15 protein-coding genes are annotated in these 15,601 nt (G+C 66.8%); 11 read left to right on the top strand and 4 right to left on the bottom strand.

The genetic code is table 11. From position 1 onward, the window contains the following. Positions 1–103: 103 nt before the first annotated feature. Positions 104–1,474, top strand: a complete 1,371-nt coding sequence (locus tag EH231_RS00335) for an FAD-dependent oxidoreductase (protein ID WP_090433935.1) — start codon at positions 104–106, stop codon at positions 1,472–1,474. Here the strand turns inward: EH231_RS00335 and EH231_RS00330 are convergent, their stop codons facing one another. Further along, positions 1,475–1,822, bottom strand: a complete 348-nt coding sequence (locus EH231_RS00330; RefSeq protein ID WP_124711646.1) for a hypothetical protein — start codon at positions 1,820–1,822, stop codon at positions 1,475–1,477. A 23-nt stretch (positions 1,823–1,845) separates the two neighbouring features. On the opposite strand from EH231_RS00330, the gene hisN reads away from it, so the two are divergent. Further along, positions 1,846–2,628 carry a histidinol-phosphatase gene (gene hisN, locus EH231_RS00325; protein ID WP_090433931.1) on the top strand — a complete coding sequence of 261 codons (783 nt, stop codon included), beginning with the start codon at positions 1,846–1,848 and terminating at the stop codon, positions 2,626–2,628. 2 nt (positions 2,629–2,630) lie between these two features. Here the strand turns inward: hisN and EH231_RS00320 are convergent, their stop codons facing one another. Then, a complete protein-coding gene (locus EH231_RS00320; RefSeq protein WP_124711645.1) occupies positions 2,631–3,548 on the bottom strand; it encodes an NADP-dependent oxidoreductase in 918 nt (305 codons plus the stop codon). A gap of 125 nt (positions 3,549–3,673) precedes the next feature. Between EH231_RS00320 and EH231_RS00315 the strand changes: the two genes are divergently transcribed. The 4 genes from EH231_RS00315 to EH231_RS00300 all read left to right on the top strand — a co-directional run bounded on the left by EH231_RS00315 (position 3,674) and on the right by EH231_RS00300 (position 7,969). Next, positions 3,674–4,123 carry a winged helix-turn-helix transcriptional regulator gene (locus EH231_RS00315; protein WP_090433929.1) on the top strand — a complete coding sequence of 150 codons (450 nt, stop codon included), beginning with the start codon at positions 3,674–3,676 and terminating at the stop codon, positions 4,121–4,123. A gap of 94 nt (positions 4,124–4,217) precedes the next feature. Then, positions 4,218–5,615, top strand: a complete 1,398-nt coding sequence (locus EH231_RS00310) for an acyl-CoA dehydrogenase family protein (RefSeq protein WP_164480714.1) — start codon at positions 4,218–4,220, stop codon at positions 5,613–5,615. Positions 5,616–5,653: 38 nt separating this feature from the next. Continuing rightward, positions 5,654–6,874 (top strand): acyl-CoA dehydrogenase family protein, encoded by a 1,221-nt coding sequence (locus tag EH231_RS00305; protein WP_090433928.1) that lies wholly within the window; start codon positions 5,654–5,656, stop codon positions 6,872–6,874. A 96-nt stretch (positions 6,875–6,970) separates the two neighbouring features. After that, positions 6,971–7,969 carry an oxidoreductase gene (locus tag EH231_RS00300; protein ID WP_124711644.1) on the top strand — a complete coding sequence of 333 codons (999 nt, stop codon included), beginning with the start codon at positions 6,971–6,973 and terminating at the stop codon, positions 7,967–7,969. An 81-nt stretch (positions 7,970–8,050) separates the two neighbouring features. Here the strand turns inward: EH231_RS00300 and EH231_RS00295 are convergent, their stop codons facing one another. After that, positions 8,051–9,028, bottom strand: coding sequence for an esterase family protein (locus tag EH231_RS00295; RefSeq protein ID WP_090433926.1), 978 nt, complete (start codon positions 9,026–9,028; stop codon positions 8,051–8,053). A 462-nt stretch (positions 9,029–9,490) separates the two neighbouring features. On the opposite strand from EH231_RS00295, the gene EH231_RS00290 reads away from it, so the two are divergent. Then, on the top strand, positions 9,491–10,657 hold the full coding sequence (locus EH231_RS00290) for an acyl-CoA dehydrogenase family protein (protein WP_090433925.1): 1,167 nt from the start codon (positions 9,491–9,493) through the stop codon (positions 10,655–10,657). Positions 10,658–10,684: 27 nt separating this feature from the next. Beyond that, positions 10,685–11,308, top strand: a complete 624-nt coding sequence (locus EH231_RS00285) for an NAD(P)H-dependent oxidoreductase (protein ID WP_124711643.1) — start codon at positions 10,685–10,687, stop codon at positions 11,306–11,308. Positions 11,309–11,315: 7 nt separating this feature from the next. Here EH231_RS00285 and EH231_RS00280 read toward each other — a convergent pair whose 3' ends face one another. After that, a complete protein-coding gene (locus EH231_RS00280; RefSeq protein ID WP_090433923.1) occupies positions 11,316–11,873 on the bottom strand; it encodes a type 1 glutamine amidotransferase domain-containing protein in 558 nt (185 codons plus the stop codon). 175 nt (positions 11,874–12,048) lie between these two features. Between EH231_RS00280 and EH231_RS00275 the strand changes: the two genes are divergently transcribed. The 3 genes from EH231_RS00275 to EH231_RS00265 are packed head-to-tail and all read left to right on the top strand — an operon-like array spanning position 12,049 to position 15,601. Then, positions 12,049–13,164, top strand: coding sequence for a homogentisate 1,2-dioxygenase (locus tag EH231_RS00275; protein WP_090433922.1), 1,116 nt, complete (start codon positions 12,049–12,051; stop codon positions 13,162–13,164). A 2-nt stretch (positions 13,165–13,166) separates the two neighbouring features. Further along, a complete protein-coding gene (locus EH231_RS00270; protein WP_090433920.1) occupies positions 13,167–14,402 on the top strand; it encodes an alpha/beta hydrolase family protein in 1,236 nt (411 codons plus the stop codon). Further along, positions 14,399–15,601 (top strand): CaiB/BaiF CoA transferase family protein, encoded by a 1,203-nt coding sequence (locus EH231_RS00265; RefSeq protein WP_124711642.1) that lies wholly within the window; start codon positions 14,399–14,401, stop codon positions 15,599–15,601. The genes EH231_RS00270 and EH231_RS00265 overlap by 4 nt, the downstream gene beginning before the upstream one ends.

Below are 15,601 nucleotides of genomic sequence, written 5' to 3'. Positions count from 1 at the left end.
TGGCGGCACCGCCGACGATCTGTGTTTAGCATCGGGTGGTACCCGTCACAGCACGCAGTTGAGTCGGGCTGTGATGGCTTTTCCGCTCGTAAGAAGGCAGGGTATGCGCCCATATCATGTAGCGATCGTCGGCTCCGGCCCCTCGGGTTTCTTTGCTGCCGCATCGTTGCTCAAGTTCGCCGATTTGCCCGACTCCGATCGCGATGTGCGAGTCGACATGCTCGAAATGCTGCCGACCCCGTGGGGGTTGGTGCGTTCGGGCGTGGCGCCCGACCACCCCAAGATCAAGTCGATCAGCGCGCAGTTCGACAAGACCGCGGCCGATCCCCGGTTCCGGTTCTTCGGCAACATCAAGGTCGGCGAGCACATCACTCCGGCCGAACTGGCACAGCGCTATGACTCGGTGGTCTATGCCATCGGTGCGCAATCCGACCGGGCGCTACACATCCCCGGAGAGGAGTTGCCCGGCAGCGTCGCCGCGGTGGACTTCGTCGGCTGGTACAACGCTCATCCCCATTTCGACGGCATGGCACCCGATCTGGCGGGCGGACGCGCGGTGGTGGTCGGCAACGGCAACGTCGCCCTGGACGTGGCCCGCATCCTGGTCAGCGACCCACAGGCCCTGGCCAACACCGACATCGCCGACCACGCGCTGGCCTCGCTGGACACCCGTGGGGTGGAAGAGGTCGTCGTGATCGGGCGCCGCGGACCGTTGCAGGCGACGTTCACGACGCTGGAACTCCGCGAACTCGGTGACCTTGAGGGGCTGGGCGACGTCGACGTCATCCTCGACCCGGCCGATTTCGACGACATCACCGACGAAGACCTCGAGGCGGCGGGCAAGACCGTCAAGCAGAACATCAGGGTGCTGCGCAAGTACGTCGACGAACAGCCACGAGAAGCCAAGCGGCGCATCGTGTTCCGCTTCTGCACCTCCCCCATCGAATTGCGCGGCGAGGATCGTGTCGAGTCGATTGTGCTGGGCCGCAACGAACTTGTCCGTGACGCGGACGGCCGCATGGTGGCCAAGGACACCGGCGAGCGCGAAGAGCTACCCGTCCAACTGGTGGTGCGGGCGGTCGGTTACCGCGGCGTGCCCACACCGGGGCTGCCGTTCGACGAACGCTCCGGCACCATTCCGCACACCGGCGGACGCATCGACGGCAGCAGCAACGAATACGTGGTCGGCTGGATCAAGCGGGGACCGTCCGGCGTGATCGGCAGCAACAAGAAGGACTCCCAGGACACCGTCGACACCCTGCTGGAAGATCTTCGGGCCGGCGGAGTCGGCGAGCGCGGCTCCGAGTACGGCCGCGAACTGGCCGAATGGCTGCTGGAACACCAGCCCGCCCTGGTCACCGGCGAGCACTGGCAGCTGATCGACGCGCATGAGCGCGCCGCAGGCGAATCGGTGGGCCGCCCCCGGGTGAAGCTGGCGAGCGTGGCCGAGCTGCTCCGGGTCGCACACGCCTGATCAGGCCGGCGGCGGTCCGCCCGGCGGGGGCTCCGCGGGCGCGAAGGCCCACTTGTCCGGGTTGCTCGGTGAGTAGACGACCGGGAACAGGGTTCCCATGGCCGGCCAGTTGTTCACGTCGACGGCCATCCGCTGATACACGACGTGCTCGTTGACCGTCGGTCCGGTGATGACGCCGGTGATGGTGACGTACTGCTCCCCCGTCGCCTCCGGACGCGGGCTCACCCCGGTCACGAGCAAGGTGCCGTGCGCCAGTTCACCGCGAATTCCCCGGCGCCGCATGATCCGTGGCGCCAGTAACAGCACCAGAGCACCCACGAGCAACAGGAGTATGCCGAATTCCCACACGAGGCCATGGTAGGACTGCAGCCATGAGTTCCGTCGCAGATGACATGGCATTGGCCCTCGAACTGGCCGACCAGGCCGACGCACTGACCATGGATCGCTTCGGCGCCCTGGATCTGCATATCGAGACCAAACCCGATCTGACCCCGGTCACCGACGCCGACCGTGGCGCCGAGGAAGCACTGCGCGCCGCACTGGCGGCGGCCCGCCCGAACGACACGGTGTTCGGCGAAGAGTTCGGTGGCACAACGACATTGACCGGCCGCCAGTGGGTGATCGACCCGATCGACGGAACCAAGAACTTCGTCCGCGGTGTCCCGGTGTGGTGCACGCTGATCGCACTGCTCGATGACGGCGTCCCGACCATCGGAGTGGTCAGCGCGCCGGCGCTCGCCCGGCGGTGGTGGGCCGGGCTCGGTCAGGGCGCGTTCGGCGCGTTCGCCGGGGCGACCCGCAAGTTGTCGGTGTCCGGGGTCACGGACCTCGCGTCGGCAAGCCTGTCGTACTCGGACCTGACGACGGGTTGGGAGCACCGTCGGGACCGGTTCGTCGAACTCACCGACGCGGTGTGGCGGGTACGCGCCTACGGCGACTTCTGGTCGTACTGCATGGTCGCCGAGGGCGCGGTCGACATCGCCTGCGAGCCCGAGGTGAAACTGTGGGACATCGCCCCGCTCGACATCCTCATCCGTGAGGCCGGCGGCACCTTCACCAGCATCGACGGCGCCCCGGGCCCGCACGGGGGCAGTGCGCTGGCCACCAACGGGCCGCTCCACGCCGCCGTGCTGGACCGGCTCGCAGGCAACTGAGCTCACGGCTGGATGACGATCCGGCCACGTACACCGCCTTTGGCGAGCGTCCGGTGGGCATCAGCCGCCTGATCCAACGGCAGCACGGAATGCACCCGAGCAGGCAGCTGCCCGGACACCGTACGGGCCAGGAGGTCGGCAAGCCGGGTGCCATCTGGGTGTGCCACCACGGCCGCGACGGCGATGCCGCGTTCGGTCGGCAGTTCGGAACTCGGCTGCACCCCGACGAACCGCCCGCCGTCGCGGACCAGCGCGAGCGCCGCCTGCTGCATCGCACCGGCGTCCGCGACCGCGTCCCACCCCCGCTCGGCGTCGGCGGTGAATTCCGCTCCGAGGCTGCGGACGAACTCCTCGTCATGATCTCGGGCCAGACCGGTCACTTCCCAGCCGCGCTCCTGGGCGAGCACGACGAGGTAACCCCCGACCGCGCCGGCGGCACCGGTGATCAAGAGGCGGCGACTGTCGGCGGGCGCGTCGCCGAGCAGATCGAGGATCTGCGTTGCGGTCAATCCGTTGAGCGGCACCGTCGATGCGGCGATCGAGCCCAGCCCGTCGGGCACGACAGCAACGTCTGCGGCGGACACCACCAAGCGCTCGGCGTAGGTGCCGTAGTCCCGGTCGAATCCCGCCACCACCCCGGCGACCCGTGTGCCCACGGCCAGACCCGCGCCAGGACCGGCAGACTCGACGGTGCCCGCGAAATCCCAGCCGAGCCCGGTCCAATTCGGCTGGTCCACCAGCCCGAGATCGTGGAAGACGCCGGCGACCACACCGAGGTCGACAGGGTTGACCGCCGCCGCGGCGACCTTTACCCGCACCTGGCCGGGACCTGGCTCGACCACCGGGACATCGACGATCTCGATCGAGTCCGGTCCGCCCGGAGTCCGGACAACCGCGGTACGAAACGTGGCAACAGACATGAAAATTCACTCCTTCTAGAACCTTGTGGCGAACTGCTCTCCTACTCCACGATGGATAGGTAACTCTCCAATGGGAAGTACGCACTCGGAAGTGCGTAACTCACCTCGGATCGAAAGGAGCAGACGTGCCGACGACAACCGCGGCCCAGAAGCGGGCGCGAGCAAAGTTGGAGTACGACGCCTTCCTGGCGAACTGCCCCAGCCGCCAACTGCTCGACCGGATCAGCGACAAATGGGTCGCGCTGATCCTGGCCGCCCTCGGCGGCGACGGTCCGCGCCCCGGGGGCGGCCACGCAGGCGAACCGCGTCCCATGCGCTACTCCGAGCTCGCCCGGCGCCTCGCCGGGGTCAGCCAGAAGATGCTCACCCAGACGCTTCGCTCCCTCGAACGTGACGGGTTGCTCACCCGGACAGTGACCCCGAGCGTGCCGGTCACGGTCACCTACGAGCTCACCGAACTGGGCTTTTCCCTGCACCAGCTGATGGTCGGGATCAAGTCGTGGGCCGAGGCACACATGGACGAAGTACGCCTCAACCGCGATCGGTACGACCGGATTTCGCCGGCGGAATCCTGATCCCAGATGGTGTGAAGTTGGTAACAGATGCCGTACCTTACTCCGGAGTAAGATACGGTCAGATGCGTCGCCACGACCAGCAGAGGCAGCTGACATGACCAACACCCTGCCGTCCAAGAACGGCACCCCCTCCCGTCCCTCCAGCTCCGGCCAGCAAAGCGCTGTCGGACTGCACAAGCACAAGCGGACAGCGACCGACATCGGGTTGGCGCTGATCACGCCCATCGTCGGCCAGGAATTTCTGGACCGTTACGGCCTGCGCGATCCGCTCAACCGCGGCCTGAAATACGGTGTGAAGCAGGTGTTTTCCGCCGCAGGCGCGGCCACCCGGCAGTTCCAGCGGGTCCAGGGCCTGGGCAAGGCACCGACCCGACTCAAGGCCAGCGGGGCCGACTACTTCGACCTGACCCCCGACGAAGATCAGCAGATGATCGTCGAGACGGTCAAAGAGTTCGCCGAGGAGATCCTGCGCCCCGCAGCGCACGACGCCGACGAAGCCGCGGCCTACCCCGCGGATCTCATCGCCAAGGCCGCTGAACTGGGCATCACCGCCGTGAACGTCCCCGAGGACTTCGACGGCATCGCCGAACACCGCAGCACCGTGACCAATGCGCTCGTCGCGGAAGCACTGGCCTACGGCGACATGGGCCTGGCCCTGCCGATCCTGGCGCCGGGTGGTGTCGCCGCGGCACTCACCCACTGGGGCAGCGCCGACCAGCAGGCCACCTACCTCAAGGAATTCGCCGGCGAGAACGTGCCGCAGGCCTGCGTGGCCATCGCCGAACCGCACGCGCTGTTCGACCCCACCGCGCTCAAGACCACCGCGGTTCGTACCCCCAGCGGGTACCGCCTGTCCGGCGTCAAGTCGCTGGTGCCCGCCGCCGCCGACGCCGAATTGTTCATCGTGGCAGCACAATTGAGCGGCAAGCCGGCATTGTTCATCGTCGAGGCCTCGTCACCGGGACTCACGGTCAAGGCCGATCCGAGCATGGGCATCCGTGCCGCCGCCCTCGGCCAGATCGAGCTCGACAACGTAGCGGTGCCCCTGGCCAACCGCCTCGGCGAAGACGGTGCCACCGACCAGGATTACAGCGAGGCGATCGCGTTGTCCCGGCTGGGCTGGGCCGCCCTGGCGGTCGGCACCTCGCACGCGGTGCTCGACTACGTCATCCCGTACATCAAGGAGCGCCAGGCATTCGGCGAGCCGATCGCCCACCGTCAGTCGGTGGCGTTCATGACGGCCAACATCGCCATCGAGCTCGACGGCCTGCGGCTGATCACCTGGCGCGGCGCCGCCCGCGCCGAGCAGGGTCTGCCGTTCGCCCGTGAGGCCGCACTCGCGCGCAAGCTCGGCACCGACAAGGGCATGCAGATCGGCCTGGACGGCGTGCAGCTGCTCGGCGGTCACGGTTACACCAAGGAGCACCCGGTCGAGCGCTGGTACCGCGATCTGCGGGCCATCGGCGTCGCCGAGGGTGTCGTCGTTATCTAGCCCGGTGTCATTACTCTTCCTGAGCTGAAAGACTAATCATGGCAATCAATCTGGAAATGCCCCGCAAGTTGCAGGCGGTCATCGAGAAGGGCCACCAGGGCGCCGCCGAGATGCTTCGCCCGATCTCGCGCAAATACGATCTGGCCGAGCACGCCTACCCCGTCGAGCTGGACACCCTGGCCACGCTCTTCGAAGGGATCTCGGAAGCCAAGACGATCTCGTTCGCCGGCGCCGAGGCGTTCCGCGACGACGCCAACACCAAGGGCGAGAAGGTCACCGTCAACGGCGCCAACATGTCCGCCCTGCTCAACGCCCTCGAAATCAGCTGGGGCGACGTCGCCCTGCTGCTGTCGGTGCCGCGTCAGGGCCTGGGCAACGCCGCCATCTCCTCGGTGGCCACCCCCGATCAGCTCGAGCGCCTGGGCAAGGACGTGTGGGCCGCGATGGCCATCACCGAGCCCGGATTCGGCTCCGACTCGGCGGCGGTGACCACCACCGCCGTGCTGGACGGCGACGAGTACGTGATCAACGGCGAGAAGATCTTCGTCACCGCGGGTTCACGGGCCACCCACATCGTGGTGTGGGCAACGCTCGACAAGTCGTTGGGCCGGGCCGCGATCAAGTCGTTCATCGTGCCGCGTGAGCACCCCGGCGTCACCGTCGAGCGCCTGGAGCACAAGCTGGGCATCAAGGCGTCCGACACCGCGGTGATCCGCTTCGAGAACGCCCGCATCCCCAAGGACAACCTGCTGGGCGATCCGGAGATCCACGTGGAGAAGGGTTTTGCGGGGGTCATGGAGACCTTCGACAACACCCGGCCGATCGTGGCGGCCATGGCGGTGGGCATCGCCCGGGCCGCGCTGGAGGACCTGCGCGCGATCCTCACCGATGCCGGCATCGAGATCTCGTATGACAAGCCGGCCCATGCGCAGAGCGCTGCCGCGGCGGAGTTCCTGCGGATGGAGGCCGACTGGGAGGCCGGTTACCTGTTGACAGTCCGCTCCGCATGGCAGGCCGACAACAGCATCCCCAACTCCAAGGAAGCCTCGATGGGTAAGGCCAAGGCCGCCCGGGTGGCCAGCGACATCACCCTCAAGGCCGTCGAGATGGCCGGTACCACCGGCTATTCCGAGCAGACCCTGCTGGAGAAGTGGGCCCGCGACTCCAAGATCCTCGACATCTTCGAAGGCACGCAGCAGATCCAGCAGCTGGTGGTCGCCCGTCGCCTGCTGGGACTGTCCTCGGCCGAGCTCAAGTAGCTCTTCAGCGCGAGCAGACGTAAAACTGCCCAAAACCGCCTGGTTTTGGGCAGTTTTGCGTCTGCTCGGCCAACTAAGGTGACTAGCGTTCCAGGCATGGAATCGTTTCAAGCACTGGTAGCGCGGCAGGACGGCGACGGCATCGTCGCGGCGGTCGAAACACTGCAGGAATCTGATCTGCCTGCCGGCGAGGTCACCATCCGGGTGCTGTACAGCAGCGTCAACTTCAAGGACGCGCTCGCGCTGACCCCCAAAGGCGGTGTGGTGCGCGACTATCCGATCGTCCCGGGCATCGACCTCACCGGTGAGGTGGTGAGCTCGGAGTCCCCGTACTTCGTGCCCGGCGATCTCGTGCTGGCCCACGGCTACCAGATCGGCACCGGCCATCACGGCGGCTACGCCGAATACGCGCGGCTGCCCGCCGATCAGGTCGTTGCACTGGGCGCACTGAGCCCCCGCGAGGGTGCGGCGATCGGCACGGCAGGATTCACCGCGGCGATGAGCGTTCTCGCTCTCGTCGGCCGCGGTATCAAGCCGCCGCACGGACCGATCGTGGTGACCGGTGCTACCGGCGGGGTCGGTTCGGTGAGCGTGGACCTGCTGGCTGCGGCGGGTTATCAGGTGGTGGCGTCGACCGGAAAGCCCGAGCAGGCCGATCACCTTCGCGCGCTGGGGGCATCCGAGGTGATCGGCCGCCTCCCGGCCGACCCCGACGCCAAGCCCCGTCCCCTCGGCCGGACCCGGTGGGCGGCGGCGGTGGACTGTGTCGGCGGTGCCACGCTGGCCGATGTGCTGAGCACCCTGGAGTACGGCGGGGCTGTGGCGGCCAGCGGGCTGACGGGCGGCGCGGCCCTGAACACCACGGTGATGCCGTTCATCCTGCGCGGGGTATCGCTGCTGGGCATCGATTCGGTGCAGCTACCCATCGAGCCGAGGCGCGAGTTGTGGGCACAGCTGGGCGGACCGCTCAAACCGCGTCACCTCGATGAGCTCACCCGTGAGGTCGACGTCAAGGATGTCGTCGAGGTGCTCGACGAGGTCCGTGCCGGCCGGTACTCCGGCCGCGCAGTGGTGAAGGTGGCCGGCGGGTTCTAGAACCGGGACGCCCCGCACACAAACGAAATCGCCCAGAACACCAAGTGTTCTGGGCGATTTCGTTATCGCGTGTTGTTCGGCTTAGCCGAGCACCCGCTGCAGGTCCGGAACCATGGCCTGCAGCTCCCGGGCCCAGTAGGCCCAGTTGTGCGTGCCGTTGTCCGGGAAGTTGAACACACCGTTGGTGCCACCTGCGGCGATGTAGTTGTCCTGGAAGGTGCGGTTGGTCTTGATGGTCAGGCCTTCGAGGAAGGTGGCAGGCAGGTCGCCACCGCCCAGCTCGTTGGGCTGTCCGTTACCGCAGTAGATCCAGAGGCGGGTGTTGTTGGCGACGAGCGTCGGGATCTGCAACATCGGATCGTTGCGCTTCCACGCGCTGTTCGGGTCTTCCGTCGGACCCCACATGTCGTTGGCCTTGAAGCCACCGGCGTCACCCATGGAGATGTTGATCAGGAACGGCCACCAGCCCTCGGAGGGGTTGAGGAAGCCCGACATCGATCCGGCGTAGATGAACCGGTCCGGGTGGTAGGTCGCGAGGATCAGCGAGGCCGAGCCGGCCATCGACAGACCGATTGCGGCGTTGCCGTTGGCTGCGACGTCGCGATTGGCGGCCAGCCATGCCGGCAGCTCGTTGGTCAGGAAGGTCTCCCACTTGTAGGTGACGCAGCCGGCCTTACCGCACGCCGGCGAGTACCAGTCGGTGTAGAAGCTGGACTGACCACCGACCGGCATGACCACCGACAGACCGCTGTTCAGGAACATCTCGAACGCGTTGGTGTTGATGTCCCAGCCGTTGAAGTCGTCCTGGGCGCGCAGGCCGTCGAGCAGGTACACCGCGTGCGAACCCGGCCCACCGCTCTGGAACTGAATCTTGATGTCACGGCCCATCGACGGCGACGGGACCATCAGGTACTCCACCGGCAGGCCCGGCCGGGAGAATGCCCCCGCGGTCGCCGATCCGCCGGTAACGCCGATCAAGCCAGGCAGCATCAGCGCTGCCACAGCCGCCACCGTCATGCGGCGGGCCCAATGGCCACGAATCTTGTCAATGAAGGTCATACTGCGAATCCATCCGTCTTCCGGTCATTACGCGATTTGCGCGATCAGCGATCAGCATCGCCAAGCGACACCGCAGCGACGGAGTCACTGCACTGTCACGCCCGCTCGCCTGAGCCGGTGCCTCTGAAGAGCGGACCGAAGAATTCAGTTGTTGCGCCATGAGTAAATCACGGGCTCACGACGAGGGAAAACCCGCCGCGCGCCGCCGAACTGCATATCTACGGATTCAAAAAAGTGAATTCGGCTTTATCTATCACTCGTGCACGGTTGATCTACCTGGGAAAACGCCGTGAACCCCTGGTCCGCACCCGGCGCACTCGAACAACACCGATGCCTTTCCGTTCACAACTGGTGTCCGGAGGGTTATCCGATCGTCGCCAACCGGTTTTCGAAATGCCCGCCCGGAGCCCTCCCACGGCCCCGAAACCGGACCATACTAAAAAGTATGGTAGCTTTCGGGCCATGATCTCGCCCCCCACCACCGACTGCGTCATCAGCCCCGAATTCGTCGCACGACTGGCCGACCGCGCCGCTGAAGCCGAGGAGTTGCGCCGGCTTCCCGATGCCACGGTCACCGACCTTGTCGAGTCCGGTTTCACCGAACTCCTGGTGCCCGCCCGTTTCGGCGGCCGGCAGGCCGATTTCCCGGCGATCCTGGATCCCGTGCGCCGGATGGCGCACGGCTGCACGTCGAGCGCCTGGACCATCGGCTTCCTGGCTCTGCACAACTGGATGCTGGCGCTGTTCGGCGAGCAGGCCCAGGAGGAGGCATTCGCGAGCCGCCCGTTCCTCGCCCCCGCCCCACTCGCGCCGACCGGGCGCGGGCTGCCGGTCGACGGTGGCATCCGCCTGACCGGTAGGTGGTCCTGGGCCACCGGCCTCATGCACGGGAACTGGATCATCGTCGCCGCACTGTGCGGACCCGACGACGCGCTGTACCCGGCGCTGGCGCTGCTGCCGATCAGCGATGTGACCGTGGCCGACGTGTGGCACACCGATGGCATGCGGGCCACCGGCTCCAACGACGCCACCGCCACCGATGTCTTCGTGCCGGCGCACCGACTGGTGAAAGTGCTCGACATCTACTCCGGCACGGCCCCGGGCGCCGGATTGCACGACAGCACCACCTACCGGTGGCCGATGGTGCCCGCCCTGGCCCTGCTGGCGGCGATGCCCGCCCTGGGCAGCGTCGAGCGGGTCACCGAGATCTACGCGCAGCGCCTCGGCGAACGCGTGCTGCCCTACGAGGGCGTCACACAGAAGGACAAGCCGATCGCGCAGGCCCATCTGGCCGGGGCACAGGTGCGGGTGCGCGCGTTGCGCGCCCTGCTGGCCGACACCGTCGGCGAGATCGAGGCCATCGTGGCGTCGGGCGACGCGGTGGACAAGCCGGTGCGCGCACAGGCCCGGCTGTCGGCCGCGCACATCGTCAGCGAGTCCAGGGCGGTGATCGCCGACCTTCTTGGCGCAGGGGGTGCGAGCATCCATTTCCTGTCCAGCCCACTGCAGCGGTTCAAGCGCGATGTCGACGTCCTGTCGGGCCACGTGGTGTTCGACTACGACACCAGTCGCGAGTTGGCCGGGGCACTGGCCCTGGGGATGAAGATCCCCCGTACGTCCATGATCTGACTGAGTTGATCTGACCGAAGGGATCTGATGCGGACTCTGTGGATCGAGGCCAGCCCGAAAGGGGACGACGCGCTGTCCTCACAATTGGCACAGGCCTATCTTGATGCCGCGCACGGGGCCGGCGAGGTGGAACGGTTCTCGGTGTGGGACGACGATGTGCTGCGGTTCGGCCGGGACGCGGCGATCGCGAAGTTCGCGCAACTGTTCGGCGAACCGATCACCGAGGATCAGCAGGCGGTCTGGCAGCAGGTGCTCGGGGAGATCGAGCGGGTGCGCGGCTTCGACCGCCTGGTGGTGTCCTCCCCCATGTGGAACTGGCATGTGCCGCATGCGCTCAAAGCGTGGATCGACGTCATCGTGCAACCGGTGGCCAGCTTCACCCTCAACGAGCGTGGCGAACACGTCGGTACCCTCGGCGAGGGAAAACCGTTGCAGCTCATCCTCACCCGCAGCAGCGCCTACGACGGGCGCCACCCCGAGCTGCAGGATTTCCACAAGCCGTATCTGGAGTACGTGTTCGGGATGTTGGGCTACCGCGTCGACACCCTTGTCGTGGAGCCCACCACGCGGTGGACAGCTGCCGAACGGGAACAGATGCGCGCGGAGGCCGTCGAGCTGGCCCGGGAAGTCGCCCGCACCACCGGGGCCTGACCGGCGCTCAGGTCTGGGCCGGAGTACACGCCAAGGCCTCGGTGATCGCCTCACAGAACGCGGGCAGATCGCCGGGAGCGCGGCTGGTGATCAGGTTGCCGTCGATGCAGACCTGCCGATCCACCACGGTGGCACCGGCGTTGCCGAGATCCGTACGGATACTCGGATAGCCGGTCAGCGTGCGGCCGCGCACCACGTCCGCCTCCACCAGGGTCCACGGACCGTGACAGATCGCCGCGACGGGCTTGCCCGACCGGACGAAATCGCGGACGAAGGCCACCGCGGTCTTGTCGATCCTCAACTTGTCCGGGTTCACGGTCCCTCCCGGCAGGATCAGCGCGTCGAACTGATCGACCTTCGCCTCGGCTACCGTGCGGTCCACCGAAAAGGTGCCCGCGGGTTCGAGATCGTGATCACGGGCCTGGATTTCGCCGGCCCGCAGCGACAGCAGCTCGACGTGGCCACCCTCGTTCTCGACGGCCGCGCGCGGTTGCTCGAGTTCAATGCGCTCCACACCGTCGGCGGCAAGGATGCCGACCCTGCGACCTTCCAATTCCTTTCTCATGACAGTCCTTTCGTTGACACCGACGGGCAGCAGTGAGCCTGGGCGCCCACGCGAGGGCTACCCCGGGAAGCCGAGCCCGAAACGCGGAAGTTCAGTCCTTCACCCCCTTGTCACCGGCCGTAACAAAAAGTAAAGTCACTTTCAGTTTTAGGCCCGCACCCTTCAGGAGTCGAGCATGGAATCCTTCGTCCACCTGCGTAAAGGCAAGACCCCGAAACGGGTGCATGCCGACCTCGACGGCCTCAAGGACGACGAACTCGGTCGCGGCGGTTTTGTCGGCCGTACCGCCAACATGTACCGGCGCAACGACCCCACCGCCTACCGCTCGGTCGGCCCGCTGCGCCCCACCGACGTGCTGTCCAGTGAGCTCAAGCCCAGCGACGCCACCGACGCCCAGGGCGGCCCGCTGCTCATGTTCTCCAACACCGACTGCCAGGTCCTGCTGAGCCGGCGCACCGAGGAGATGCCGTTCTTCGTCCGTTACGTCGACGGCGACCTGCTGTTGTTCGTACACAAGGGATCGGGCCTGCTGGAGACCGAGTTCGGCCCACTGCGCTACCGCGAGGGCGACTGGGTCTACATCCCGAAGGCCTGCACGTTCCGCCAGGTGCCCGAAACCGAGAGCACCTGGCTCATGATCCAGGCCACCGACGATTTCCGGGTCCCGCCAGCGGGCACCCTGGGCCGCCACTTCCCCTTCGACCCGGCGCAGGTGACCATTCCCGAACCGCAGCCCATCGACGACGGCGTCGGGCCGCATACCGACGGCGAGTACGAGGTCCGGTTGATCCACTCAGAGATTGACGGGGCGGGCTCCACATCTTTGTTCTACCAACACAATCCCCTCGACGTGGAAGGCTGGCGGGGCGACAACTTCCCGTTCACCTTCAATATCGAGGACTACACCGTCATCACGTCCGAGAGCGTGCACCTGCCACCGACCGTGCACCTCTTCATGCAGGCCACCGGTGTGTACGTGATGAACTTCCTACCCAAGCCCGCCGAGAGCGTGCCGGGCACCGAGCGCACACCGTGGTATCACCGCAACGTCGACTACGACGAGATCGCGTTCTTCCACAGCGGTTCGCTCTACGGCATCCCGATGCCGCCCGGCCTGGTCTCCCATGCGCCGCAGGGTGTTCACCACGGGGCCCCCGAGAAGGCTCGGGAACGGGCCCGCCGCAAGTTCGACGACTACGACCGGGTCGACTGGTCGGTGATCGCCATCGACACCCGTCGCCGTCTCATCCCGTCCGCCGAAATCCTCGCCAACGATCTGGGGCAGCACTAGAGATGACAACTGTTGAAGCACCTGTGAAGCACGAGTACGACCGCATCCCGTATCTGGTTGCCTACCAGAACAACTCGTCGGTGCGCGACGTGTACGGCGGTGTCGCCGAGCTCGTGGTGCTGGAGAGCTACCTGCTGCGGCCGAAATCGAAACCTTCCGATACGGTGCTGGTGTTCATGCACCCGATCGGCGGCGGCGCGTACCTGCCGATGATCAATGCCCTGGCCCGCGCCGGACACCACGTCATCTACTGCAACAGCCGGTTCCGGGGCACCGACTCGGCACTGCTCATGGAGAAGGTGGTCGAGGATCTCGGCGAGTGCATCAAGGACGCCAAGAACCGGCTCGGCTACGACAAGGTGGTGCTGGCCGGGTGGAGCGGCGGTGGGTCGCTGTCGGTGTTCTACCAGCAGCAGGCGCAGAACCCCACCGTGACGGCGAGCCCGTCCGGTGACGGGCCCGACCTCACCAAGCTCGACCTGATCCCCGCCGACGGAATCATGTTGCTGGCCGCGCACATCAGCCGGCACGGCACCATGACCGAATGGATGGACGCGTCCATCCTCGACGAGAACGACCCGACCAAGCGGGACCCGGAACTCGATCTCTACAACCCGGACAATCCCAACCAGCCGCCCTACACCGCGGAGTTCCTGGAGCGCTACCACCAGGCCCAGATCGCCCGCAACCGGCGAATCACCAAGTGGGTCAAAGAGAAGCTGGCCGAGCTCAGGGCCGCCGGGCGGCCGGATGACGAGTTCGCGTTCGTCGTGCACGGCACCATGGCGGACCCGCGCTGGCTGGACCCCACTGTCGATCCCAACGATCGCAAGCCCGGAACCTGTTATCTGGGTGATCCCCAGGTGGTCAACATGAGCCCTGTCGGCCTGGCGCGATTCTGCACGCTGCGCAGCTGGCTGTCGCAGTGGAGCTACGACGACGCCAACGGTGACGCCGTCAAGGCCGGGCCGGATATCGCGGTCCCCGCCCTGGTGGTCGGCAACCTGGCCGATGACGCCTGCACGCCCAGTCACACCCGCCGGCTCTATGAAGCGATCGGCCACTCCGACAAGGAGATGCACGAGATCCCCGGCGCCAACCACTACTACTCGGGCCCGGATCAGCGCGGCACCCTGCGCCAGGCCGTCGCGATCTGCACGGATTGGCTGCACCGGCACGGATTCGGAGGGCAGGAGCGAAGCGACCGGGGATCAACACAGTCGCTGGATCCGGCATGACAACCGGAGCTTTGGACGGCATCAGGGTGATCGAGCTCGGCACCCTGATCTCCGGCCCGTTCGCCGGCAGGCTGCTCGGCGACATGGGCGCCGAGGTCATCAAGATCGAACTTCCGGCCACCCCGGATCCGCTGCGCACCTGGGGGCAGGCCGAACTCGACGGGCACCACTTCTTCTGGACCGTGCACGCCCGCAACAAGAAGGCCGTCACCCTGGACCTTCGCAAGGAAGTTGGCCGAGATTTATTTCTAGAGCTGGTCGAGCAGTCGGACATCATCGTGGAGAACTTCCGGCCCGGGACCCTGGAGAAGTGGAATCTGGGCTACGACGTTCTGCGCGAACGCAATAAGGGCATCATCCTGGTGCGGGTATCCGGATACGGACAGACCGGGCCGGACGCCGGCAAGGCCGGCTATGCCTCGGTGGCCGAGGCGTCGAGCGGGCTGCGGCACATGAACGGGTTCCCCGGCGGCCCCCCACCGCGGCTGGCCCTGTCGCTGGGCGACAGCCTGGCCGGCATGTTCGCCGCCCAGGGCGCCCTGGCCGCACTGTACCGGCGGACCGTCACCGGCGAGGGACAGATCGTCGACACCGCGCTGACCGAAAGTTGCCTGGCGATCCAGGAATCCACCATCCCCGACTACGACATCGGCGGGGTGGTACGCGGGCCGTCGGGCACGCGGCTGGAAGGTATCGCGCCGTCGAACATCTACCAGAGCGCCAACGGCAGCTGGGTGGTGATCGCCGCCAACCAGGACACCGTGTTCCGCCGGTTGTGCGCGGCGATGGGGACCCCGGAGCTGGCAACCGACGACCGGTTCTCCAATCACGTTGCCCGTGGCCGCAATCAGGACGAGCTGGACAAGATCATCGGCGATTGGGCCGGCAAGCGGCAGCCGGAGGAGATCATCGAAACCCTGTCGCAGGCCGGAGTGATCAGTGGGCCGATCAACACCGTGGCCGAGGTCGTGCGGGATCCGCAACTGCAAGCCCGTGGCATGATCGCCGACCACTTCGACGAGCGGATCGGACGGACCGTGAAAGGCCCGGGCGTGGTCCCGGTGCTCTCCGAGTCACCTGGCACGATCCGCAACGCCGGCTCGGCCCGGCCGGGCCAGCACAACGATGAGGTGTACGGCGACCTGCTCGGGCGCAGTGCACAAGACCTGGAAACCCTGCGTACAGAGGGGGTGCTGTGA

Origin of the sequence: Mycolicibacterium nivoides (genome assembly GCF_003855255.1) — a bacterium.
Taxonomy (GTDB): domain Bacteria; phylum Actinomycetota; class Actinomycetes; order Mycobacteriales; family Mycobacteriaceae; genus Mycobacterium; species Mycobacterium nivoides.
The sequence above is the reverse complement of the archived record's forward strand: the minus strand, read 5'-3'. Positions and strand labels throughout refer to the sequence as shown.